This window comes from uncultured Phyllobacterium sp. (assembly GCF_902479695.1).
Taxonomy (GTDB): Bacteria; Pseudomonadota; Alphaproteobacteria; order Rhizobiales; family Rhizobiaceae; genus Phyllobacterium; species Phyllobacterium calauticae.
Genome location: NZ_CABSQF010000003.1, coordinates 21,326 through 40,578, shown reverse-complemented (window position 1 = coordinate 40,578; position 19,253 = coordinate 21,326). Strand labels below are relative to the sequence as shown.

Annotated in this window: 16 protein-coding genes; 10 read left to right on the top strand and 6 right to left on the bottom strand. The window is 60.4% G+C overall.

The genetic code is table 11. The features are described 5' to 3' along the window. Nucleotides 1-2 precede the first annotated feature (2 nt). Nucleotides 3-572, bottom strand: coding sequence for an XRE family transcriptional regulator (locus tag RDL77_RS02605; RefSeq protein WP_288191691.1), 570 nt, complete (start codon nt 570-572; stop codon nt 3-5). A 41-nt stretch (nt 573-613) separates the two neighbouring features. On the opposite strand from RDL77_RS02605, the gene RDL77_RS02600 reads away from it, so the two are divergent. Next, nucleotides 614-1,120, top strand: a complete 507-nt coding sequence (locus RDL77_RS02600; RefSeq protein ID WP_374042652.1) for an N-acetyltransferase family protein — start codon at nt 614-616, stop codon at nt 1,118-1,120. On the opposite strand, the gene RDL77_RS02595 is transcribed toward RDL77_RS02600, so the two are convergent. Then, entirely contained in the window at nt 1,117-2,079 is a 963-nt protein-coding gene (locus RDL77_RS02595; protein ID WP_288191689.1) for a nitronate monooxygenase family protein, read from the bottom strand. The genes RDL77_RS02600 and RDL77_RS02595 overlap by 4 nt on opposite strands. Before the next feature lie 141 nt (nt 2,080-2,220). After that, nucleotides 2,221-3,561 (bottom strand): PLP-dependent aminotransferase family protein, encoded by a 1,341-nt coding sequence (locus tag RDL77_RS02590; protein WP_288191688.1) that lies wholly within the window; start codon nt 3,559-3,561, stop codon nt 2,221-2,223. Nucleotides 3,562-3,665: 104 nt separating this feature from the next. Between RDL77_RS02590 and RDL77_RS02585 the strand changes: the two genes are divergently transcribed. The 7 genes from RDL77_RS02585 to RDL77_RS02555 all read left to right on the top strand — a co-directional run bounded on the left by RDL77_RS02585 (nt 3,666) and on the right by RDL77_RS02555 (nt 10,295). After that, nucleotides 3,666-4,661, top strand: coding sequence for a nitrate ABC transporter substrate-binding protein (locus tag RDL77_RS02585; protein WP_288191687.1), 996 nt, complete (start codon nt 3,666-3,668; stop codon nt 4,659-4,661). Further along, on the top strand, nt 4,658-5,458 hold the full coding sequence (locus RDL77_RS02580; RefSeq protein WP_288191686.1) for a deaminated glutathione amidase: 801 nt from the start codon (nt 4,658-4,660) through the stop codon (nt 5,456-5,458). Before RDL77_RS02585 ends, RDL77_RS02580 begins: the two co-directional genes overlap by 4 nt. A 40-nt stretch (nt 5,459-5,498) precedes the next feature. Then, nucleotides 5,499-6,395, top strand: a complete 897-nt coding sequence (locus RDL77_RS02575; protein WP_288191685.1) for an ABC transporter substrate-binding protein — start codon at nt 5,499-5,501, stop codon at nt 6,393-6,395. After that, nucleotides 6,392-7,363 carry an amino acid ABC transporter permease gene (locus RDL77_RS02570; RefSeq protein WP_288191684.1) on the top strand — a complete coding sequence of 324 codons (972 nt, stop codon included), beginning with the start codon at nt 6,392-6,394 and terminating at the stop codon, nt 7,361-7,363. The genes RDL77_RS02575 and RDL77_RS02570 overlap by 4 nt, the downstream gene beginning before the upstream one ends. 14 nt (nt 7,364-7,377) lie before the next feature. Continuing rightward, nucleotides 7,378-8,157, top strand: coding sequence for an amino acid ABC transporter ATP-binding protein (locus RDL77_RS02565; RefSeq protein WP_223612400.1), 780 nt, complete (start codon nt 7,378-7,380; stop codon nt 8,155-8,157). A 173-nt stretch (nt 8,158-8,330) separates the two neighbouring features. Continuing rightward, entirely contained in the window at nt 8,331-9,377 is a 1,047-nt protein-coding gene (locus RDL77_RS02560) for a hypothetical protein (protein WP_288191682.1), read from the top strand. Nucleotides 9,378-9,383: 6 nt separating this feature from the next. Next, nucleotides 9,384-10,295, top strand: coding sequence for a methyltransferase domain-containing protein (locus RDL77_RS02555; protein ID WP_288191681.1), 912 nt, complete (start codon nt 9,384-9,386; stop codon nt 10,293-10,295). On the opposite strand, the gene RDL77_RS02550 is transcribed toward RDL77_RS02555, so the two are convergent. The 3 genes from RDL77_RS02550 to RDL77_RS02540 all read right to left on the bottom strand — a co-directional run bounded on the left by RDL77_RS02550 (nt 10,296) and on the right by RDL77_RS02540 (nt 15,675). After that, entirely contained in the window at nt 10,296-11,084 is a 789-nt protein-coding gene (locus tag RDL77_RS02550; RefSeq protein ID WP_288191680.1) for a TIGR02186 family protein, read from the bottom strand. It abuts the gene before it with no gap. Then, nucleotides 11,081-12,034, bottom strand: coding sequence for a sulfite exporter TauE/SafE family protein (locus RDL77_RS02545; protein ID WP_288191679.1), 954 nt, complete (start codon nt 12,032-12,034; stop codon nt 11,081-11,083). The genes RDL77_RS02550 and RDL77_RS02545 overlap by 4 nt, the downstream gene beginning before the upstream one ends. Before the next feature lie 191 nt (nt 12,035-12,225). After that, the gene (locus RDL77_RS02540) at nt 12,226-15,675 is read right to left on the bottom strand and encodes a peptidoglycan-binding protein (protein ID WP_288191678.1); all 3,450 of its coding nucleotides are present in this window, start codon (nt 15,673-15,675) and stop codon (nt 12,226-12,228) included. 535 nt (nt 15,676-16,210) lie between these two features. Here RDL77_RS02540 and RDL77_RS02535 point away from each other — a divergent pair. Further along, entirely contained in the window at nt 16,211-18,004 is a 1,794-nt protein-coding gene (locus RDL77_RS02535) for an acyl-CoA dehydrogenase C-terminal domain-containing protein (protein ID WP_288191677.1), read from the top strand. Between the two features lie 63 nt (nt 18,005-18,067). Then, complete coding sequence (locus RDL77_RS02530; RefSeq protein ID WP_223611901.1) at nt 18,068-19,240, top strand: acyl-CoA dehydrogenase family protein; 1,173 nt, start codon at nt 18,068-18,070, stop codon at nt 19,238-19,240. Nucleotides 19,241-19,253 lie beyond the last annotated feature (13 nt).

Genomic DNA, 19,253 nt, shown 5'->3' with positions numbered 1-19,253 from the left:
TCTCACGTCTGCCGCAGCACGATCACCGCATAGCGGCAGGGCTCGTTCGTCTCATTGGCGAAGACGCAGTTGTTAGGGGTGCCGAGTTCGAGACAATCGCCCTCTTCGAGCCGGTGAAACGTTTCACCTTCGGTAAAGCTCAGCACGCCGCTTAAAATCCAGATCAATTGCCGCTGGAAGGTATAGGCGGACGCGGGGAGTGCCACCCGCGCCTTTGCCGGCAGGTCGACATGCACCACATCCATGGGCAAGTCGGAGGCAGGCGAGACATGGCGGCGGATGTAGCCGGTTTCGGGATCGGTCCACAGCGGCTGGTCCTTGTGGCGCAGCAGTCGTCCTTCCTGCATTTCCGCCCGCGCCATCAGCGTCGACATGCTGAGGCCGAAAGCGCCTGAGAATCGCGCCATCAGCATGGCCGTCGGGCTGCTCTGGCCGCGCTCCACCTTGTTGATCATGGCGCGCGAGACGCCGGATTTTTCCGCGAGTTCGGTCAGCGACCAGCCGCGCACCTCGCGCTCGATCCGGATGCGCGCACCGATTTTTGCATCGACATCGTCTATTTTATGAGACATAATGAAACTATAGTAGACGATTGAAAGGGATGCAAGTTGTGATGGTGCGTGCGGCCAGTGAGGCGGATCTTCCAGCCATTCTCGAGATTTACAACGACGCGGTGCTGAACACCACGGCGATCTGGAACGAAACGCAGGTCGATCTGGCCAACCGCAAGGCGTGGCTCAGCGAGCGGCAGTCAAAGGGATTTCCAGTGCTGGTCAGCGTCGATGATGACGGTGGTGTCACCGGCTATGCCTCGTTCGGCGACTGGCGTGCTTTCGATGGCTATCGTCACACGGTCGAGCATTCCGTCTATGTGCACAAGGCGGCGCGCGGCGGCGGGATCGGCAAGGCATTGATGCTGGCGCTGATCGGCAAAGCCCACGAGCTTGGCAAGCACGCCATGGTTGCCGGTATCGAGTCCGGCAACGCGGCGTCCATCCGCCTGCACGAAAAACTGGGCTTTCAGGCGGTGGGCCATCTGCCGGAAGTCGGAACCAAATTCGGCAAATGGCTTGACCTGACATTCATGCAGATCGTTCTGGATAATGCTCCACCGCGTTAGGCGGCGCAGAGTTTTGCCTTCGCCTCGTGGTATTCGCGTTCCAGCCGCTCAACATATTCTGCGGCGCCGGTTACTTCCTTGATCGCGCCGATGCCCTGGCCGCAACCCCAGATATCTTTCCAGGCCTTGGCACCGGTGGTTGCCGCTTCGAAATCCATCTTTGAGGGGTCGGCTTCCGGCAGGTGATCGGCGTCCATCCCCGAATTGACGATGGATGGCTTGAGATAGTTGCCGTGAATGCCGGTAAAGTAGTTGGAATAGACAATGTCGGATGAGACGGAATCAACGATCATCTGCTTGTAGGCATCGACTGCCCGCGCTTCCTTGGTCGCAATGAAAGGCGAGCCGATATAGGCAAGGTCCGCACCCATGGCCTGTGCTGCCAGGACGGCCTTGCCCGTGGCGATGGCGCCGGACAGCAGCAGCGGCCCATCAAACCATTCGCGGATTTCCTGGATGAGCGCGAAGGGCGACAATGGTCCGGCGTGCCCGCCTGCACCGGCGGCAACCGCGATCAGCCCGTCCGCACCCTTGCGGATGGCTGAGTTGGCGTGGCGGTTGTTGTTGGTGTCGCTCCGCCCGCACCCGCCGGCGAGGTGGGTGGCCGCGGTGGCTTCCGGTACGGGGCCGAGAGAGGAGATAACGATCGGCACCTTGTATTTCACGCACATGGAAAGGTCATGCTCGAGCCGCTTGTTGGAGCGGTGGACGATCTGGTTGACCGCAAACGGTGCTGCCGGGCGGTCCGGGTTTTTGGCGTCGTGGTCGCGCAGGCCTTCGGTGATCTCGGCAAGCCATTCGTCGAGCTGGGCCTCGGGCCGTGCGTTCAGGGCGGGGAAGGAGCCGACAACGCCAGCCTTGCATTGCGCCAGCACGAGGGCCGGATGCGAAATGATGAACAGCGGCGCGCCGACAACGGGAATGCGCAGCTTTTTCGTCAGGATTTCGGGCAATGCCATGTGTTTCCTCCCATGGAATAAATTTTGACGTTTCCGTAAACGTAACTCTTTTTATCAGACCGCGTGCCGTGATCAAGCGAAAGGTTGGCGCGGTTGCCTGCGCCCGATCAAAGGCGTGTGAGCGCGGGCGATGCATTGATCTCAGTAAAGATGATCCGGGTGCCTCACCGCAAGGGCGATCGCATCGGCCACCTCGTCTTGCCTGTCCCGCAAGATGCTGGTGGCCACGCGGATATGCGGCGACGGGTTCACGACATATTTGCGGCCGATGCCCACCGCGATTCCACGCGCTGCAAGGGTCACGAGGGCGAATTGTTCCGAAGCCACGGGAACCCAGAGGCTGAACCCTTCGCCGCCGGAAAGATGAACACCGCGCTCGCGCAGTGCCAGCATCAACCCCTCGCGCCTCTCCCGATAGATACCTCTTGCCCTCTGTAAGCTCAGCTGTGTTGCCGCGTCCTTGATCAGGAAAGCCACGGCTGATTGCAGCACCCGGCTGGTCCAGCCTGCACTGAAGCTGCGGTAGGACTGGATCTGTTCGACGATGCGCGTCGAACTCGACAGGACTGCCAGCCGCAGATCGGGGCCGAGGGATTTCGAATAGGAAACGATGTGAATGACCCGGTCCGGAAACCGGTCCCCGAGGCTGATCGGTGGCAGGGACGAGATATCGCCGACACCGTCATCCTCGATGATGAGCGCGTCGCTATCGGCAAGGACATCGCCCAGCGCCGCAAGCCGTTCCCGGCTGACACCCCGTCCGGTCACCGCGTGGGTGCGTGGCTGAAAAAGGAACGCAGCCGGCTTGCGTTTGAGGGCCTCCATCAGAGCATCCGGCAGCGGGCCGTTCTCATCGCACGCCACCGGCAGGATGTGCGCGCCGAGATCCTCGAGGATGTCGAGAAGCCTGAGGGCTGTCGGCTCCTCGATCGCCACGAACGATCCCGGCATGACGAGCGCATGCAGAAGGGCATAGACGGCGTTATAGCCGCCATTGGTCGCGAGAAACGCCTCCGGCCTGCAGGGCCAGTTCGGCTCCACTGCCGCCTGCAATTCAGGCAGTATCGGGACGCGCTGGTAGCTGTTCAGCGCTTCCGCCGTGGCGCCATGTTTCAAGGCTTCTTCAAGAGGCGGAAGCACATCCACGTCAGGCGATGCGATGGCAAGGTTGAGCACACCATCGCCGTAATCGCCCGAACTCGTCAGCCGCAGGGGTCTTGGCGCAATGCGGTCGCCGCTGACCCATGTGCCGTTGCGCCCGCGTCCGGTGATGATCTTCTGCCGCCGCAGCTCGCTCCATGCTTCCGAAACAGTCGCCGGACTGATGCCGAGCGTATAGGCGAGATGACGGATGGCGGGCAGTTTGGTGCCGACGGGAATGGCGCCGGCGCGGATCAATGCGCTGGTCTCGATGGCGATGCCGCGCATCGTCCGGTCTCGCAATTTCTCTGCAAACCACTGAACTGAGGCCAATTCGCTCATATCTGTCCCTCTTTTAAATGTTCAGTAACGTAATAGTATTTGATCAGTCAATAATGAACATTTAGCTTCCCGCACGAAAACCGAAATTGCAACGAGGAAATGTCTTGCGTATCACTGTTCGATTGGCTGTTCGCGATTGGGATTATTATACGCCGCTGGCGTTGGGTGACGTTACCTCCGAGAGGCTTGATGTCAAAGTTGATCGCGTCGGCACGCTGATCGGCAATGTCGCCGCCGATCCGCATCACGATGCGGCTGAAATGTCCTTCAGCCGCTATGCGTCGGCGCGCGCCAACGGCGAAACCGATGTCCTTGGCGTTCCCAACTTTGTCATGCGCGGCTTTCGCCATCGCTGCATCATCACGGCCAGGAACAGCCCGGTTACCCGGCTGGAACATCTGGCGGGCAAGAAGATCGGCGTGACCGGCTGGCGCGATTCCGGCAATACCTGGACCCGCGCGGCGCTTTCCCATGCCGGCGTCGGTATCGAAGACGCATTCTGGTATGCCGGCCGCCTGACCGAGGCCCATCCCATCACCGACAGGCTCGACGGTTTTGGCCGCCCCGGCCGCATCGAAGCGGTGCCGGGCGAGCGGCCGATGATGCAATTGCTGGAAACCGGCGAACTTGACGCCGTGTTCACGCCGTTCATGCCGGAAGGCTTTTTTGGCCCCGCTTCCAAATTCCGCCATGTGCTGACGGATTTCCGGGCAGAAGAACTCGCCTATTTCCACGAGGTTGGCTACATCCCCGGCATGCATCTTCTGGGCCTGAAAACATCCTTTGTCGCCGAGCATCCCTGGCTGCCGGATGAGCTCAGCAACCTGCTGGATGAATCCCAGCGGGTCTGGCTGGAGAAGCGGCGCAAATATGCCGATACCACGCCATGGATCATTGATGAGCTTGGCCACGTCGCCCGGGATTTGCCTGCCCACTGGAACGACAGCGGGTTTGCCGTCAACGAACGGATGATCGCCGATTTTGCCGAACAACTGCACCTGCAAGGATTGACACCGATGCTGCTCTCGCCCGCCGACCTTTTCCCGCATTACAGCGGCCAGACTTCCGGCTCCACCAGCCGCACGGGAGTGCCGGCATGAGGGTCGCGCTGGGTCAATTTGCCGTCAGCAAGGTCTGGCAGGAAAATGCCGACATCTGCACGACGCTGATGCGCGATGCGCATGCGGGCGGTGCCGAGCTTCTGGTTCTGCCGGAAGGCATCCTTGCCCGTGACATCACCGATCCGGATATCGTGCTGAAGACGGCGCAGCCGCTGGATGGCCCGTTCATGACGCAATTGCTGGCCGAAAGCCGCAACAGCGACATGACCGTGATGATGTGCGTGCACGTTCCAACAGGCGGTCAGCGCGTCTTCAACAATCTGGTGACCATCCGCGGCGGCGAAATCGTCGCGCAATATCTGAAGCTTCATCTTTATGACGCTTTTGCCGCCAAGGAATCCACCAATGTGCAGCCGGGTGGCGAGATTCCCGGTCTTATCGAAATTTCAGGGCTCAAGCTTGGCCTCATGACCTGTTACGACCTGCGCTTTCCGGAACTGGCGCGCCGCCATGCGGTGGACGGCGCGGATGTGCTCATCCTTCCCGCCGCATGGGTCAAGGGCCCCGGCAAGGAGGCGCATTGGGAGGTGCTGGTGACGGCGCGGGCGCTGGAAAACACCTGCTACATCGTTGCCGTGGGTGAGTGCGGCGAGCGCAATATCGGTGCCAGCATGGTGGTGGACCCGCTCGGCGTGGCCGTCGTGCGGGCGGGGGAAGGGCCCGTACTGATCTTGGCCGACATCGATCCCAAGCGCATCAGTCATGCGCGTGCGGTCCTGCCGGTTCTCGCCAACCGCCGTTTTGCCCGGCCCGAACTGGCCGATACGACTGCCTGAACGCAATAGGTTTTCAAAAGATATAAAAAGGGGAATAATAATGAAACTCAAACACCTGACCTTTACCGCGCTGTTTGCGGCAACTCTCGTCGCTGCACCAGCAATGGCCGCGGAGGTGACCATCGCCAAGCAGACGGTCAACGAGGCACTACGGGCCAAGCTGCCCGAGGAAATCCGCAAGGCCGGAAGCATCACCTCGGTCAACAACGGCTCCTTCCCGCCCTATGAAATCGTCACCGGCAACACGGAAATGCAGGGCGCCAGCGCCGATCTGACCAAGGCTGTCGGCGAGTTGTGGGGTGTCGAGATCAAGCACGCAACGGTCAGCGGCCTTCCGGCGCTCTTGAGCGGCATCAATTCCGGCCGCTACCAGTTCGCTATGGGCCCTGTGGGCGATTACCCCTCGCGCCAGGGTGCCAATGATTTTGTCGATTATGTGCAGGAGTTCGTGGTGTTTGCCGTGCAGAAGGGCAATCCCAAGGGCATCACCTCGCTCGACAACACCTGCGGCAGCCGCATTGCCGTCATGGCTGGCGGTTCGGCGGAAAAAGTCATCAAGGAGCAGGCGGAGAAATGCACCAAGGATGGCAAGGCAGCCATCGAAGTCCAGTCCTTCACCGACCAGCCCACTTCCATCCTGGCGGTTCGCTCAAAGCGGTCCGACGCTTTCTTCTCGTCGCAGGCGCCGCTGATCTATTTCGTCGAGCAGGCCAATGGCCAGCTCGAGCTGACGGGCACCGGCCTGAAAAACGGGTTCGACGATATTTTCCAGGGCGCCGTGGTCGCCAAAGGTTCGCCGCTTGGTGGCGTCCTCCTGGAAAGCATCAAGACCCTCATGGACAATGGCACCTACGCCGCCATTCTGAAGAAGTGGGGCCTTGAGAAGAACATGTTGAAGGAGCCCGGGATCAATCTCGCGGGCAAAGCTGCAAAATGACCGGAAACACGCAAACATTGGCATCGCCCGCAAAGGGCGATGCGGAGGCTGCGCTTCGCGATGTGGCGAATGCGCACAAGCCCTTTCGCACGGATCGCTGGCTCCTGTGGGGCATCACGCTTCTCATTGCCGCGAACTTCCTCTGGATCGTCGCCAACAACCAGAATTTCGGCTGGCCGATCGTATTTCAATGGTTCACCGAAGCCACCGTGCTGCGCGGCCTCTATGTCACGCTTGGCCTGACCGTTGTTGCCATGGCCATCGGCGTGGTCATCGGGCTGGTTCTTGCTATTGCCCGCCTGTCGAACGACCGGCTGGCAAGTTCCCTGGCGGGTCTTTACATCTGGTTTTTCCGCGGGACGCCGCTGCTGGTCCAGCTGATCTTCTGGTACAACCTCTCGACGCTTTTTCCGGAAATTTCCATTGCCATTCCCTTCGGCCCGACACTGGCGAGCTGGAATACCAATGATCTGATCACGCCGATGACGGCGGCCATTGCCGGCCTTGCGCTGAACGAGGCCGCCTATATGGCCGAAATCATTCGCGGCGGTCTTCTGTCCGTCGACAAGGGGCAGATCGAAACCACCGAAGCTTTCGGCATGACGCGCACCCGCGCCCTCAGGCGCATCATCATCCCCCAGGCCATGCGTTCCATCGTGCCGCCGACCGGCAATCAGCTGATCAGCATGATCAAGGCGACGTCACTCGTCAGCGTCATCGCCATGGCCGATCTGCTCTATTCGGTGCAGGCGGTCTATAACCGGACCTTCGAGGTCATCCCGATGCTGATGGTCGCCGTCATCTGGTATCTGTTCATCACGTCGATCCTCAACGTCGGACAGGGTTTCATCGAGCGCTACTACGGTCGCGGCGAACGGGGTTCTTCAACGGCCAGGAAACAGGACAAGGTTGCCGCTGCCGCGTTGAGCGCCGCAGTGCCAGCCCTGGCGCAGGAGGCAAGCAAATGACCGCGCAGTTTTCCATGAATGGCACCGAACCGGGCGAAGCGCTGGTGCGGGCCCGCAATGTCCACAAGTCTTTCGGCGACGTGGAAGTGTTGAAGGGGATCGACCTCGATGTTGCCCCTGGCGAAGTCGTGGTTGTGCTTGGCCCTTCGGGCTCGGGCAAATCCACGTTCCTGCGCTGCATCAACCATCTGGAGGCGATCGACCGCGGTTCGATTGTCGTGGCCGGGGAACAGATTGGCTATTCCCTGCGCAATGGCCGGCTCAACAAGCTGCCGGCGCGGGCCATCGCCGTGCAGCGGCGCCAGATCGGCATGGTGTTCCAGCAGTTCAACCTTTACCCGCACATGACCGCCCTGCAGAACATCATCGAAGCGCCCATCGGCGTGCACAAGCAAAGCCGCAGGGAAGCCACGGAACTTGCCATGGAACTGCTGGCCCGCGTCGGGCTGACCCACAAGGCCGATGCCTACCCCCGGCAATTGTCCGGCGGCCAGCAGCAGCGCATCGCCATCGCACGCGCCCTCGCGATCCGGCCCAAACTGATGCTTTTCGACGAGCCGACCTCGGCGCTCGATCCGGAGCTGGTCGGTGAAGTGCTGGCCACCATGCGCGATCTGGCTGACCAGGGGCTGACCATGATTGTGGTCACGCATGAAATCGGTTTTGCCCGGGAAGCCGCTGACCGGGTGGTCTTCATGGATGGCGGCTACATCGTCGAACAGGGCAAACCCGAAGACGTTCTCGGCAACCCGCAGCATCCCCGCACACGGGCGTTTCTCAGCCGTTTCATCTGAATATCGATCCCCCGGCCGTCCGCTCGCGTTCGATGCCGGGGATATTCGTTTTGTATAGAGCGCCAATTCGGGCGAAAACCGCCATCATTGCGCCGCGGTAGTCTTGAATAAGCAGTCAAATCGTCTATGCCTACCCGGGTCATACGAGCTGCTTTGAAGGGGAAATCGTCGAGTTGGAAGCGATTGAACAAGCCATCCGAAATGCTTTCGCCAAAGCGGATGTGAGCAACCCTGCCGTTCGTCAGAAAATTTACGAATCAGCCTGGACCGCGCATGAGCGTTCGCTGATCGCCAACGGCGCGCTGGATGAGGCCGAGCGTGAAGAGCGCCGGGAGCATTTGAAGGCCACGATCACACGCATAGAGGGTGAATCGCGCGACTCTTCGCGTGTTGCGCCGGAACCCGTCGCGGAACGGCGCGAGCCTTCCATGTCGGCGGGGCCCGCGGAATCCAGGCAGACAACATCCGGCCGCGTCGAACCCTCCATGGGCGGATCGCTGGATTCCGACCTCGGCCCGACGGACAACAGCCGCGCCGACAATTACCGGCCCGCCTACAACCAGCCGCGTGTCAAGAAGACCCGCGAACGCCAGAAGGCGCGTGGCCTGAAGAAATTCGTCATCATGGTGGCGATCCTGCTGGTAGCCATCGGCCTTCTCTGGCTTGTTGCATCGGGTCTGATCAATTCGAAGCCATCGGGCAGCACGCCGCCTTCGTCGAGTGCCGGTCCTGCCGTTGGCAGCCACGAGCCGATGAAGGGCGGACAGCTTGCCGCGGATGGCAACTGGATTTCAATTTTCGACCCGTCTGACATGACCCGCGTTTCGATGGCGGGCCGGGCGACCGCCAGCGTTGCCGGTGACAATCTGCAGAAATTCGTGCGCATCAAGTCGCCGGGCGAGAACGACGATATCAGCTTCCAGGTCGGGCAGGGCGTTCTGCAGCAACTGGCGGGCAAGCATGCCATCTTCGATATCATTGCCAAGGCCGAGGACGGTTCCGCGACGCAGATGGCGGTCAGCTGTGATTTCGGTACCCTCGGCGATTGCGGACGCAAGCGTTACGACGTGACCGATGCGAGCAACGAGTATCTGTTCGAACTGCAATTCCCGGAAGGCAAGAAGCCGGGTGCGGGCGGTATCATCAAGATCAACTCGGACATTGCCCGCACGGGGAAAGCGATCGATATCTTTTCCATCCGCGTGCTGGTTGCGAACTGAACCAGCATGGCGCGGGCGTTCCTGTCCTCGGGTGATCTGATTGCGGACCGCCGCGCTTCCTATGCCGACATGCTGTTCGAGTCCGGTGATCACGTGGCCGCCGCCGATCTGATGCGGCAGGCGCTGGACATCACGCCGGAATGGACCGCCGGACTCTATCGCCTGGGCGAAATGGAGGAAGCCGCGGGTGACGAGGACGCCGCAGCCGAGACGTGGCGGCGCCTGCTGGAACTCGATCCCGACGACCGCTTTGGCGCGACGTTGAAACTGGCGGCCTCGGGCTATGCGGTGGTGCCGGACAATCCGCCGACGGCCTATGTCGAGACGCTGTTCGATGCCTATGCCCCGACCTTCGAGACGGCGCTTCTGGACAAGCTGCACTATCGCGTGCCGGAACTGCTGGCCAAGGCCATCAAGGCGGCGGCGCCCGGAAGACACTATCAGTCCATGCTCGATGTCGGCTGCGGCACGGGCCTGATGGGCGACTATTTCCGGGCGGCTGTGGATCATATGGCAGGCATGGACCTCTCCGAAGCCATGCTGCAGAAGGCCGAGGAAAAGCACGTCTATGACCGCCTCTTCAAGGGCGATGTCAACGAACTCGATTATCCCGCGGGTTCGGCCGATCTCATTATCGCGGCGGATGTGTTTGTCTATGTCGGCGATCTCGACAGAGCCTTCGCCCGTCTTGTCCACGCGCTCGGCCCCAACGGGCTGTTTGCCTTCTCGGTGGAAACCCATGCCGATGATGGCGAACTGATCCTGCAATCCTCGCTGCGCTATACCCATTCGGAAGACTATGTCCGCCGCCTCCTGGCCGAACATGGCCTTGCTCCGGCAACGATCGAGCGCGAGGCGATCCGCTTTGACCGGGGTGAGCCCCTGCAGGGGCTGCTCGTCGTTGCCGGGCGCGCCTGATCAGTCTTTCCGGAACATCAGGCGGCCCATCCAGCCGGTAATCACGGCCAGGAACACGGCAAACAGACCGTAGAGCAGGCTGTTCTCGTGCGCCGCCTTGTAGATGCGGTATTCCAGCCCGGCTTTCACGATATTGAGGCTGGTCGAGCTTTCACGCAGGAATTCGCCATTGCGGAACAGAAAGGCCCGCGCCTGATGCTTGCCCACCGGCACATTGGCAGGCAGGGACAGCGTTGCGCGGAACAGGGTCGATGACAGGAACTGCACGTCACCCGGACGCTGGCTGTACAGGTTCTGCTTGAGCTTCAGCCTTGGCAGCTCCTTGGTGAATTCCCGCAGCGATGCGCTGGAGCCGAAGCCGTCGGGCATGGGCTCGTAAAAGATATTGTTCACGCCGAGTGACAATTGGGCAAACGTCTTGGGAACGGCGATGTCCTGAAGGTTCCGCGTCGAGGCCAGGGAATAGGATGCCGGAATATGCTGGAACGACACCGATTCCGCATTGATCCAGACGCCGAAAAACCGGTCCTTGCGGCGCACGACGAAATCGCGTTCGGGCCCCTGCAGGATCACGACGATATCATAGCGGCCCTGCCGCTGGATCAGCGGGTCGGCATTGTCGAGCGCGCCGAAGACGGTCAGGTCCGTGCCGCGAAAGCCCGAGGTGATGGCGATGGTATCGGTCGACAGGCCAATCTCGATCGTTTCCTTGTTCCCCGGCAACTGCTGTGCCATGGCCGCGGACAGCGACGCCAGGATGAGAAGAAGGGTGGTCGCCAGAATTCTCATGATGCCCCCGGCGCAGCAAGCGCGATGGCGATCGAATAGAGATCGTCGGGGGTGACAAAAAGTTCGATGGCAAGGCGCAGGCCCACCGCCAGAACCAGCGTGGCCAGCAGCGCACGCAATTGTTCGCCGCGCAGTTTTTGCCCGATGCGGGTGCCGTACTGCGCGCCGATGACGCCGCCGCTCATCAGCAGAAAGGCCAGCACGATATCGACCGACTGGTTGGTCGTTGCCTGCATGACGGTGGTGAAAGCCGTCACGAAAACGATCTGGTAGAGCGATGTGCCGATAACCACATTGGTCGGCACTTTGAGAAGGTAGATCATGGCGGGGACCATGATGAAGCCGCCGCCGACGCCCATGATCGACGAGAGGAAGCCGATGGCCGCGCCCAGCGCCAGGATCGGGATGATGCTCACATAGATCTTCGAGGCGCGAAACCGCATCTTGAAGGGCAGCCGGTGCACCCAATTGTGCTGTCCCGGTTTCTTGAGACTGGCAAGCTGGCCGGCCCTTGTCCGGCGCATGGACCTGACGCTTTCCAGCAGCATCAGCCCGCCGATCGTGCTCAGGAAGATCACGTAGAGCAGCGACACGATCAGGTCGAGCTGACCGAGTTCGCGCAGCAGGACAAAGACGTAAATGCCGACGCCCGCGCCCACCACGCCGCCGATGACAAGCAGCGTTCCCAGCTTGACGTCGAGCGTGCCGCGCTTGAAATGCGACAGCGCACCCGTGAAGGACGAGGCAATGACCTGGTTCGCGCCGGTGGCAACGGCAACGGCGGGCGGGATGTTGTAGAAGGTCAGCAGCGGCGTGATGAGAAATCCGCCGCCGACGCCGAACATGCCCGACAGGAATCCAACCGCTGCCCCCATGCCGAACAGCACGAAGATATTGACCGAAATCTCGGCTATTGGCAGGTAGATTCCCAATTCAGACCCCGAACCCATCACGGCGTTATGGCGATTGTTCGCACACCATGATGACAGAAATTCTTTAATGCATTCTGCGCGCAGGCTGACACAGAATGCGTTAAAGTTTCTTGCCCTCAGCCGCGCGCCAAGTCAAACAATGACTGCTGGGGCGTCAACGTGTTGCCCCAAACACGAACCCATGTGTCGCAACAGTCGCCTTGGCCGGTTCAGGTGTTCTTTTCGAGCAGCCGCTTGACCAGGTCCTTGTCGATATTGCCCGTTGGCTTCAAGCCGTTGCTCTTCTGGAACGCCATGATGGCATCGCGGGTTTTCGTACCCATCTTGCCGTCCGAGCCGCCGGCGTCATAGCCATTCTTGTTGAGGATCAGCTGAATGTTGCGGACGGCTTTTTCCATGTTGATCGAACCGGTGGTGGTCGGGCTCTCGCGCCATTCCTCCGGCACGCTCAGGGCATTGCTTTCCGGATTCATCTGTTTGGGCTTCCACAGAGCGGTGGCTTCGCGGGCCCGGGTCAGTTGATCGGAGGTCATGGCCTTTGCCACTTCGTCGCGCTTCTGGCCGGCATCCTTGTCACCGGCATTGGCGGCAAGCGCAAACCATTTATAGCTTTCTTCCAGATCCTGCCGCATCCCCATGCCCTTGGCCGACAGGATGGCGAGGTTGAACTGGCTGTCCTTGACGCCGAGTTCGGCCGCCTTGGTAAACCACATGACCGCGGATTCATTATCCGGCGCGCCATTCGCTCCGGCTGCGAACAGCACGGCCAGATTGTGCATCGCGCTGGCATTGCCCTGTTCGGCGGCCAGTTGGTAATAGGTCTTTGCCTTGGCAAGGTCGCGCGGAACGCCGAGACCCTTTTCGGCAAAATTCCCCAGGCGGTATTGTGCAGGCGCAAAGCCCTTGTCGGCGGCAAGCGTGTACCATTCGGCGGCCTTGGCGTAATCGCTCTGGACGCCACGGCCTTCCATGTAGCGGTCGCCGATTTCAAACAGAGCCTTGGTATTGCCGCTGGCCGCCGCTTCGCGCAGCGGTTCCGGACCTGCTTCGACGGGGATGGCAGGAATCTGGCTCACACTCGTATCGACCTTGGCCGATGCCGGGACATCCGTACCGGAAGACTGGGCGGCAATCAGGCTGCCCACGGTTTCCTGCGTTGGTGCCGGTGCAGCGGTTTGCTCCTGGTTAGGGGTGTTTCCGGCTGAAGTTTGTGGTGCGGGGGCAGGAGTGGACGGTGCCGGTGCTGCAGGAGCTGCCGATGCGGCAACCTGCGCCTTGGGTTCGACTGTCGGCACCATCGGCGCAGCGACGGAACCGGTATCGCCGTTCACTGCTGCGGGGCCGCTGAAGAAGGCGTTTTTGAGTTGCAGGCCCGCGATCGCAATCATGATGGCGCCGATGGCAAGGAGAATGGGTTTGCGCTGGCGGGCCAGCAGACTGCCCTTCTTGCCCTCCGCGCTATCCCTGCGGCTGGAACCGCGTGTCTGGCTTTCGACTTCCGCTGCCGCTGCCTGCGCGGCGCGGCGGGCTGCGGCAATGAAATCCGCCTTGCCAATGCCCGTATCGCCGCCAAGGTTCATCTCGCGGCGTTCGTCACGCACGCGCTTGAGGATGGAGTTGAGATCCGGCATGCCCGAGCCGGGTTCAAGCGGCCGGTTGAGAATTTCGGCGTCAAGATCGACCTTGTCGTCGATCTTTTCATCGCTGCCGATTGTCTCGATGGTTGGTTCCCGATGCGCCTGTTCCTGTTTGCTGCGGGATTTCATGCCGCGGGTCAGGCTGCCCAGCAGGGATTTGCGCGCCGGAGCCGCCTCTTCCAGCTGGTCAGCGTCGTCTGCGGCCATTGTCATGTGCGCCGGAACATCGTCCAGCTTGGAAAAGACCGGGGCTTCAAAAGCGGTCTCGGCGTCGCGGTATGGTGCCTCATAGGCATCAACCGCGGTCTTGGTTTTGGCGGCCGCCGTGACATGCGATCCGACGACAGCGCCGTTCTCCAGGGAGCCAAGGCGGTCAACGATCTTCAAAAGCGTGTCATGAATGGCCTCGAAAGTCTTGGAATTGCGGTCTTCCGACTTGCGGGCAAGGCTTTCCAGCGTTTTCAGATCGTCGGCAAGCTCGCGGGCGATGACGCCGTCATGGGCATTGCTGAAATTGGCCGAATTGCGGATGGCTTCCGATGCCGCCTGGCGTGCAGCTTCCACGACGAAGTCGCGGTTCATGGCCATCGATTCCTCGATGGCGTCGAGGCGCGGCGGGATGGCCGCAAATTCCGCATAACGATCGTTGGAATGCGAGAGATGCTCGGCAAGACCGGCAATCTGCAACTCGAGATTGCGGATGGCATCGTTAGAACCATCGACCTGCGGCACGTTCTGGGCGATATAGCGCGCCATATCGTCAAAGCGGGCTTCGAGATTGTCGGTCAGCCGGATGTCGCTGTGCTCGGCCATCATGTGGTGGTCATCGAGGCGGCGGGTCAGCTCTTCGAAGCGCTGGTCGATCTGGTGCATGAATGCCGGATCGGCGGCCGGTGCCTGCTGGGGCGCTGTTTCCAGACGATGGATGATGTGCAGGACCCGGTCTTCCAGATCGCGGAAATCAGAAATGCTGATGGAGGCCGGTGTATTCTCCAGATGACGGGTGACGGACGACAGCTGTTCGGATAGCGCGTCAAGATTGATGGCTGGTGTTGCGCGCATCGCTGCCAGATGATCAACGCGCTCGGCCAGTTCGCCCATGCGCTGCAGGATCGTGTCCGAGGTGCGGTCGTAGGCAACCGCTTCGACCTTGCTGCTCAGGGTTGCGATGCGTGCTTCAAGGCGCTCGAACGCATCGGTGTCAATGTGATTTGCCTGGGCAGGGCGGGCCGTGGCCACGATGGCGCGGCTGATTTCATCGAGCCGCTCGTCCATCTGGCGCATGAAGTCGCCATTCACGCCTGATGTTCCCGTGCGCGACATCTGCTCCACGGCGCTTGCCAGTGTCTTGAGCTTGTCTTCGACCTTCTTCAGCGGAATCGATTGCGGCAATACATCCACTGCCTGGCGGATCTGGTCGAGCCGGCCACCCAGCGGATGATCCTGACGGAAGGCGTCGAAGCGTTCGTCCATCGCATCCCAGCGATTGTTCAGGCTTTTGACCGATTCTTCGCGGGCGAGTGTCGTAACGGTGCGCTTCAATTCATCAAGATCGCCGCGCAGCATCGACAGATGACCATTGTCCGCGCGACCGGACCTGTCGTCCAGATTGCGGCTTGCAGTTGACTGGTGCAGGCGCTGCAAGGTTTCCGTGTGCGGTTCGGCATGATGCCGGGCCGGTGCACGGGCATCGTCGCGCATTTCTTCGCGCAACTGCTTGATCCTGGCCGCAATGGCCGAAAGGTCGTGCTTGCCGTTGTGGGGCTTGCTGGCAAAGGACGGCAGATCGTCGGATGGCTTGTGTCTCGGCGCCGATGCCGCGCCGGCGCGGGAAGCCAGTGCGGCGAAGCGGTCGGCAATATCCGTCTGGTCGTGGTCGAAATCCGGATAATCCGGCTCCATCGTCTCGCGCAGCTGGCTTTCCAGCGCTTCGAGCGTGCGGTTGATACTGTCGAGCGATGTGGTCTCGCGGCGTGACCGGTTCACATTGACCTGTTCCAGTAGTGACCTTTGGTTCGTCATGGACGCCTGCTTTGCCGTGTTTACGCCAGTGATCCGGCGGGTTAATTCTGTTCCACGGGGCAGGGCCGGAAGCGCTGGCGATGTTCGCCTGCCATTCTGGCTTTGTCTGGTCTCGGTCTTCCGAAGCTCAAGAATGCGTTCTGCACATTGCCAATCCGGAAAGCCGGGACCGTTTGCCCCATGCGGTCCGACAAGCCGTGAAAAACAAATCACTCATAGACACGGTTTACCGACACCGTGACATTGGCGAAACGTGGTAAACAACTGGTTAAGAGATGGGCCGGAAGCGTTAAAAATGTGATACGCTGGCATTGTAATTCATAGACGCGGCACCAGCCGAAATCGCTGGAATCCATCTCTCATCGCCATCGTCTCGTTGAACAGGGCATCCCATTCAGAAAGATTGATCCACAGGAGCAAAACTTCACAAAATTTTGACGTTTACGGAAACGTCAAAATTTGTTAAAGAGATGGAAAATCCGACGGCACCGAAGTCTCCGGGCCGTTTTGCTCGTTTATGTTTTGGAGGAAACTGATGCCGAGTTATCGCGCGCCCGTTGAAGACACGCTTTTCATTCTGAACGATGTCCTGGGCTATGAACGCTACAACAACCTGCCAGGTTTCGCCGATGCATCGCCCGATATCGTTGCGGCAATCCTGAGCGAAGGCGCCAAGCTGGCCGAAAACACGCTGTTTCCGATCAACCAGTCCGGTGATCACGAAGGCTGCGTGCGTCATGCGGACGGCACGGTCACCACACCCAAAGGCTTCAAGGCGGCTTTCGATCAGTACCGCGAAGGCGGCTGGATGAGCCTGGCCATACCGGCGGAATTCGGCGGTCAGGGTCTTCCTTACGCGCTGCATGTTGCGGTTGGCGAATACATGTCCTCGGCCAATATGGCGCTGGTGATGTATCCCGGCCTGACGCAGGGCGCGATTGCCGCGATCCTGACGCATGGCACCGACGATCAGAAGCAGACCTATCTGCCGAAAATGGTCGATGGCACCTGGACCGGCACCATGAACCTCACCGAGCCGCATTGCGGCACCGATCTCGGCCTGCTGCGCACCAAGGCTGTGCCCAATGGCGATGGCTCCTACAAGATTTCCGGCCAGAAGATTTTCATCTCCGCCGGTGAGCATGACATGTCGGAAAACATCATCCATCTGGTGCTTGCCCGTATCGAGGGTGCGCCGGAAGGCGTGAAAGGCATTTCCCTGTTCATCGTGCCGAAGTTCAATCTCGACGACAGCGGCAATGCCGGTACCCGCAATGGCGTATCCTGCGGCTCGATTGAAGAGAAGATGGGCATCCACGCCAATTCGACCTGTGTGATGAACTATGACGAAGCCACGGGCTACCTCATCGGCGGCGAGAACAAGGGTCTGCGCGCCATGTTCACGATGATGAACGAGGCGCGTCTCGGCGTTGCCCTGCAGGGCCTGTCCATCGGGGAAGTCGCCTACCAGAACGCGGTGGAATATGCGCGCGAGCGTCTCCAGGGCCGTTCGTTGACCGGGCCGAAGGCGCCGGACAAGAAAGCCGATCCTCTGATCGTGCATCCGGATATCCGCCGCATTCTGATGACGATCAAGTCGTTCAATGAAGCGGGCCGCGCCTTCATCCTGTGGTCCGCGCTCAAGTCGGATGTCGCGCACCGTTCCGACGACGAGGGTGACAAGCAGATTGCCGATGATATTCTTGGCCTGATGACCCCGGTTCTCAAGGGCGTCCTGACGGACAAGGGCTTTGAACATGCGGTCATGGCGCAGCAGGTCTATGGCGGCCACGGTTACATCGAAGAACACGGCATGAGCCAGTATGTGCGCGATGCGCGCATTGCCATGATCTATGAAGGTGCCAATGGCGTGCAGGCGCTCGACCTCGTCGGCCGCAAGCTCGGCGCCAATGGCGGCCGCGCCGTCATGGCGTTCTTCAAGGAGGTCGGTGATTTCTGCGAGGAGAACCGCGGCGATGAAAAGCTCGCCTTCTTCACCAAGCATCTGAAGAAAGGCCTCAATGACCTGCAGGCCGCCTCGATGTGGCTGATGCAGAACGGCATGGCGAACCCGGACAATGCCGGGGCAGCGTCGACCGATTACATGCATCTCTTCGGTCTGGTATCGCTTGGCTACATGTGGGCGCAGATTGCCAAGGCATCCCATGCGAAGCTGGCGGAAGGTGCCGAGAAGAAGGATTTCTACGAGACCAAGCTCGTCACCGGGAAATTCTTCATGGAACGCGTCATGCCGGAAACATCGGCGCATCTCGCCCGCATCCAGACTGGCGCGGACACGATGATGACGCTGACGGCGGAGGCATTCTGATTGATGCAAAAGGGAGCGGAGGCTCCCATATGCAGCGAAAGGTGATTTCTAGGGAGGTTAGAGATGTCTATTCGGCCGGAAGACGTGTTGGGCGTACCAAAACCCGACTGGAAGACTGACGATGTGGTGATGCTGCAGGACATGGCTTCGAAGTTTCTCGAAGCCGAGGTGCTGCCGCACTACGACCGTTTCGAGAAGCAGGAAATTTTCGACCGTTCCATCTGGGAGCTTGCCGGCGAGAACGGGCTTCTGTGCGCCTCCATGCCGGAAGAATATGGCGGTGCCGGCGGTACCTATGCCCATGAAAGCGCCATCCTGGAAGCCATCAGCCATGTTGGTGTCGATGGCTTCGGCATAGCCCTGCACAATTCAATCGTTGCTCCCTATATTCTGCATTATGGTTCGGAAGAGCAGAAGAAGAAGTGGCTGCCGAAGATGGCGACCGGCGAACTGATCGGCGCCATCGCCATGACCGAGCCGGGTGCCGGTTCCGACCTTCAGGGCGTAAAGACAAGCGCCAAGAAGGACGGCAATCAATACGTCATCAACGGATCGAAGACCTTCATCACCAATGGTCAGCTCGCCAATCTGGTTGTCGTCGTGACCAAGACGGACCCGTCGCAGGGCGCCAAGGGCACATCGCTCATTGTGGTCGAGACGGACGGACAGGAAGGGTTCGAGCGCGGCCGCAACCTCGACAAGGTCGGGCTGAAATCAAACGATACCTCGGAACTGTTCTTCAACAATGTCCGCGTGCCCACAGCGAACCTGCTCGGAACCGAAGAAGGTCAGGGCTTTGTCCAGCTGATGCAGCAACTGCCGCAGGAACGTCTGCAGATCGGCGGCACCGCGATTGCCATGGCCGAGCGCGCCATCGCGATTACCTCGGACTATGTCAAGGAGCGCAAGGCCTTCGGCAAGGCGGTCATCGACTTCCAGAATACCCAGTTCAAACTGGCGGAGATGAAGACGGAAGCCACCATCGGCCGCGTCTTCTACAATCACTGCGTGGAACGCCACGTCAATGGCGGGCTCGATCCGGTCACCGCCTCCATGGCGAAATACTGGTTGAGCGACCTGCAGAACAAGATCGTTGACGAATGCCTGCAGCTGCATGGCGGCTACGGCTATATGAACGAATACCCGATCGCACGTATGTTCCGCGATGCCCGCGTCCAGCGGATCTATGGCGGAACCAATGAAATCATGAAGCTTTTGATCGCCCGCAGCCTCTGAGGTGCGGTTCGAA

What these genes read in the sequence shown, in the direction of transcription:
- RDL77_RS02605 (WP_288191691.1), bottom strand. Translation starts at nt 572, where the DNA reads ATGTCTCATAAAATAGACGATGTCGATGCAAAAATCGGTGCGCGCATC.
- RDL77_RS02600 (WP_374042652.1), top strand. Translation starts at nt 614, where the DNA reads ATGGTGCGTGCGGCCAGTGAGGCGGATCTTCCAGCCATTCTCGAGATT.
- RDL77_RS02595 (WP_288191689.1), bottom strand. Translation starts at nt 2,079, where the DNA reads ATGGCATTGCCCGAAATCCTGACGAAAAAGCTGCGCATTCCCGTTGTC.
- RDL77_RS02590 (WP_288191688.1), bottom strand. Translation starts at nt 3,561, where the DNA reads ATGAGCGAATTGGCCTCAGTTCAGTGGTTTGCAGAGAAATTGCGAGAC.
- RDL77_RS02580 (WP_288191686.1), top strand. Translation starts at nt 4,658, where the DNA reads ATGAGGGTCGCGCTGGGTCAATTTGCCGTCAGCAAGGTCTGGCAGGAA.
- RDL77_RS02575 (WP_288191685.1), top strand. Translation starts at nt 5,499, where the DNA reads ATGAAACTCAAACACCTGACCTTTACCGCGCTGTTTGCGGCAACTCTC.
- RDL77_RS02570 (WP_288191684.1), top strand. Translation starts at nt 6,392, where the DNA reads ATGACCGGAAACACGCAAACATTGGCATCGCCCGCAAAGGGCGATGCG.
- RDL77_RS02565 (WP_223612400.1), top strand. Translation starts at nt 7,378, where the DNA reads ATGAATGGCACCGAACCGGGCGAAGCGCTGGTGCGGGCCCGCAATGTC.
- RDL77_RS02555 (WP_288191681.1), top strand. Translation starts at nt 9,384, where the DNA reads ATGGCGCGGGCGTTCCTGTCCTCGGGTGATCTGATTGCGGACCGCCGC.
- RDL77_RS02550 (WP_288191680.1), bottom strand. Translation starts at nt 11,084, where the DNA reads ATGAGAATTCTGGCGACCACCCTTCTTCTCATCCTGGCGTCGCTGTCC.
- RDL77_RS02545 (WP_288191679.1), bottom strand. Translation starts at nt 12,034, where the DNA reads ATGGGTTCGGGGTCTGAATTGGGAATCTACCTGCCAATAGCCGAGATT.
- RDL77_RS02540 (WP_288191678.1), bottom strand. Translation starts at nt 15,675, where the DNA reads ATGACGAACCAAAGGTCACTACTGGAACAGGTCAATGTGAACCGGTCA.
- RDL77_RS02535 (WP_288191677.1), top strand. Translation starts at nt 16,211, where the DNA reads ATGCCGAGTTATCGCGCGCCCGTTGAAGACACGCTTTTCATTCTGAAC.
- RDL77_RS02530 (WP_223611901.1), top strand. Translation starts at nt 18,068, where the DNA reads ATGTCTATTCGGCCGGAAGACGTGTTGGGCGTACCAAAACCCGACTGG.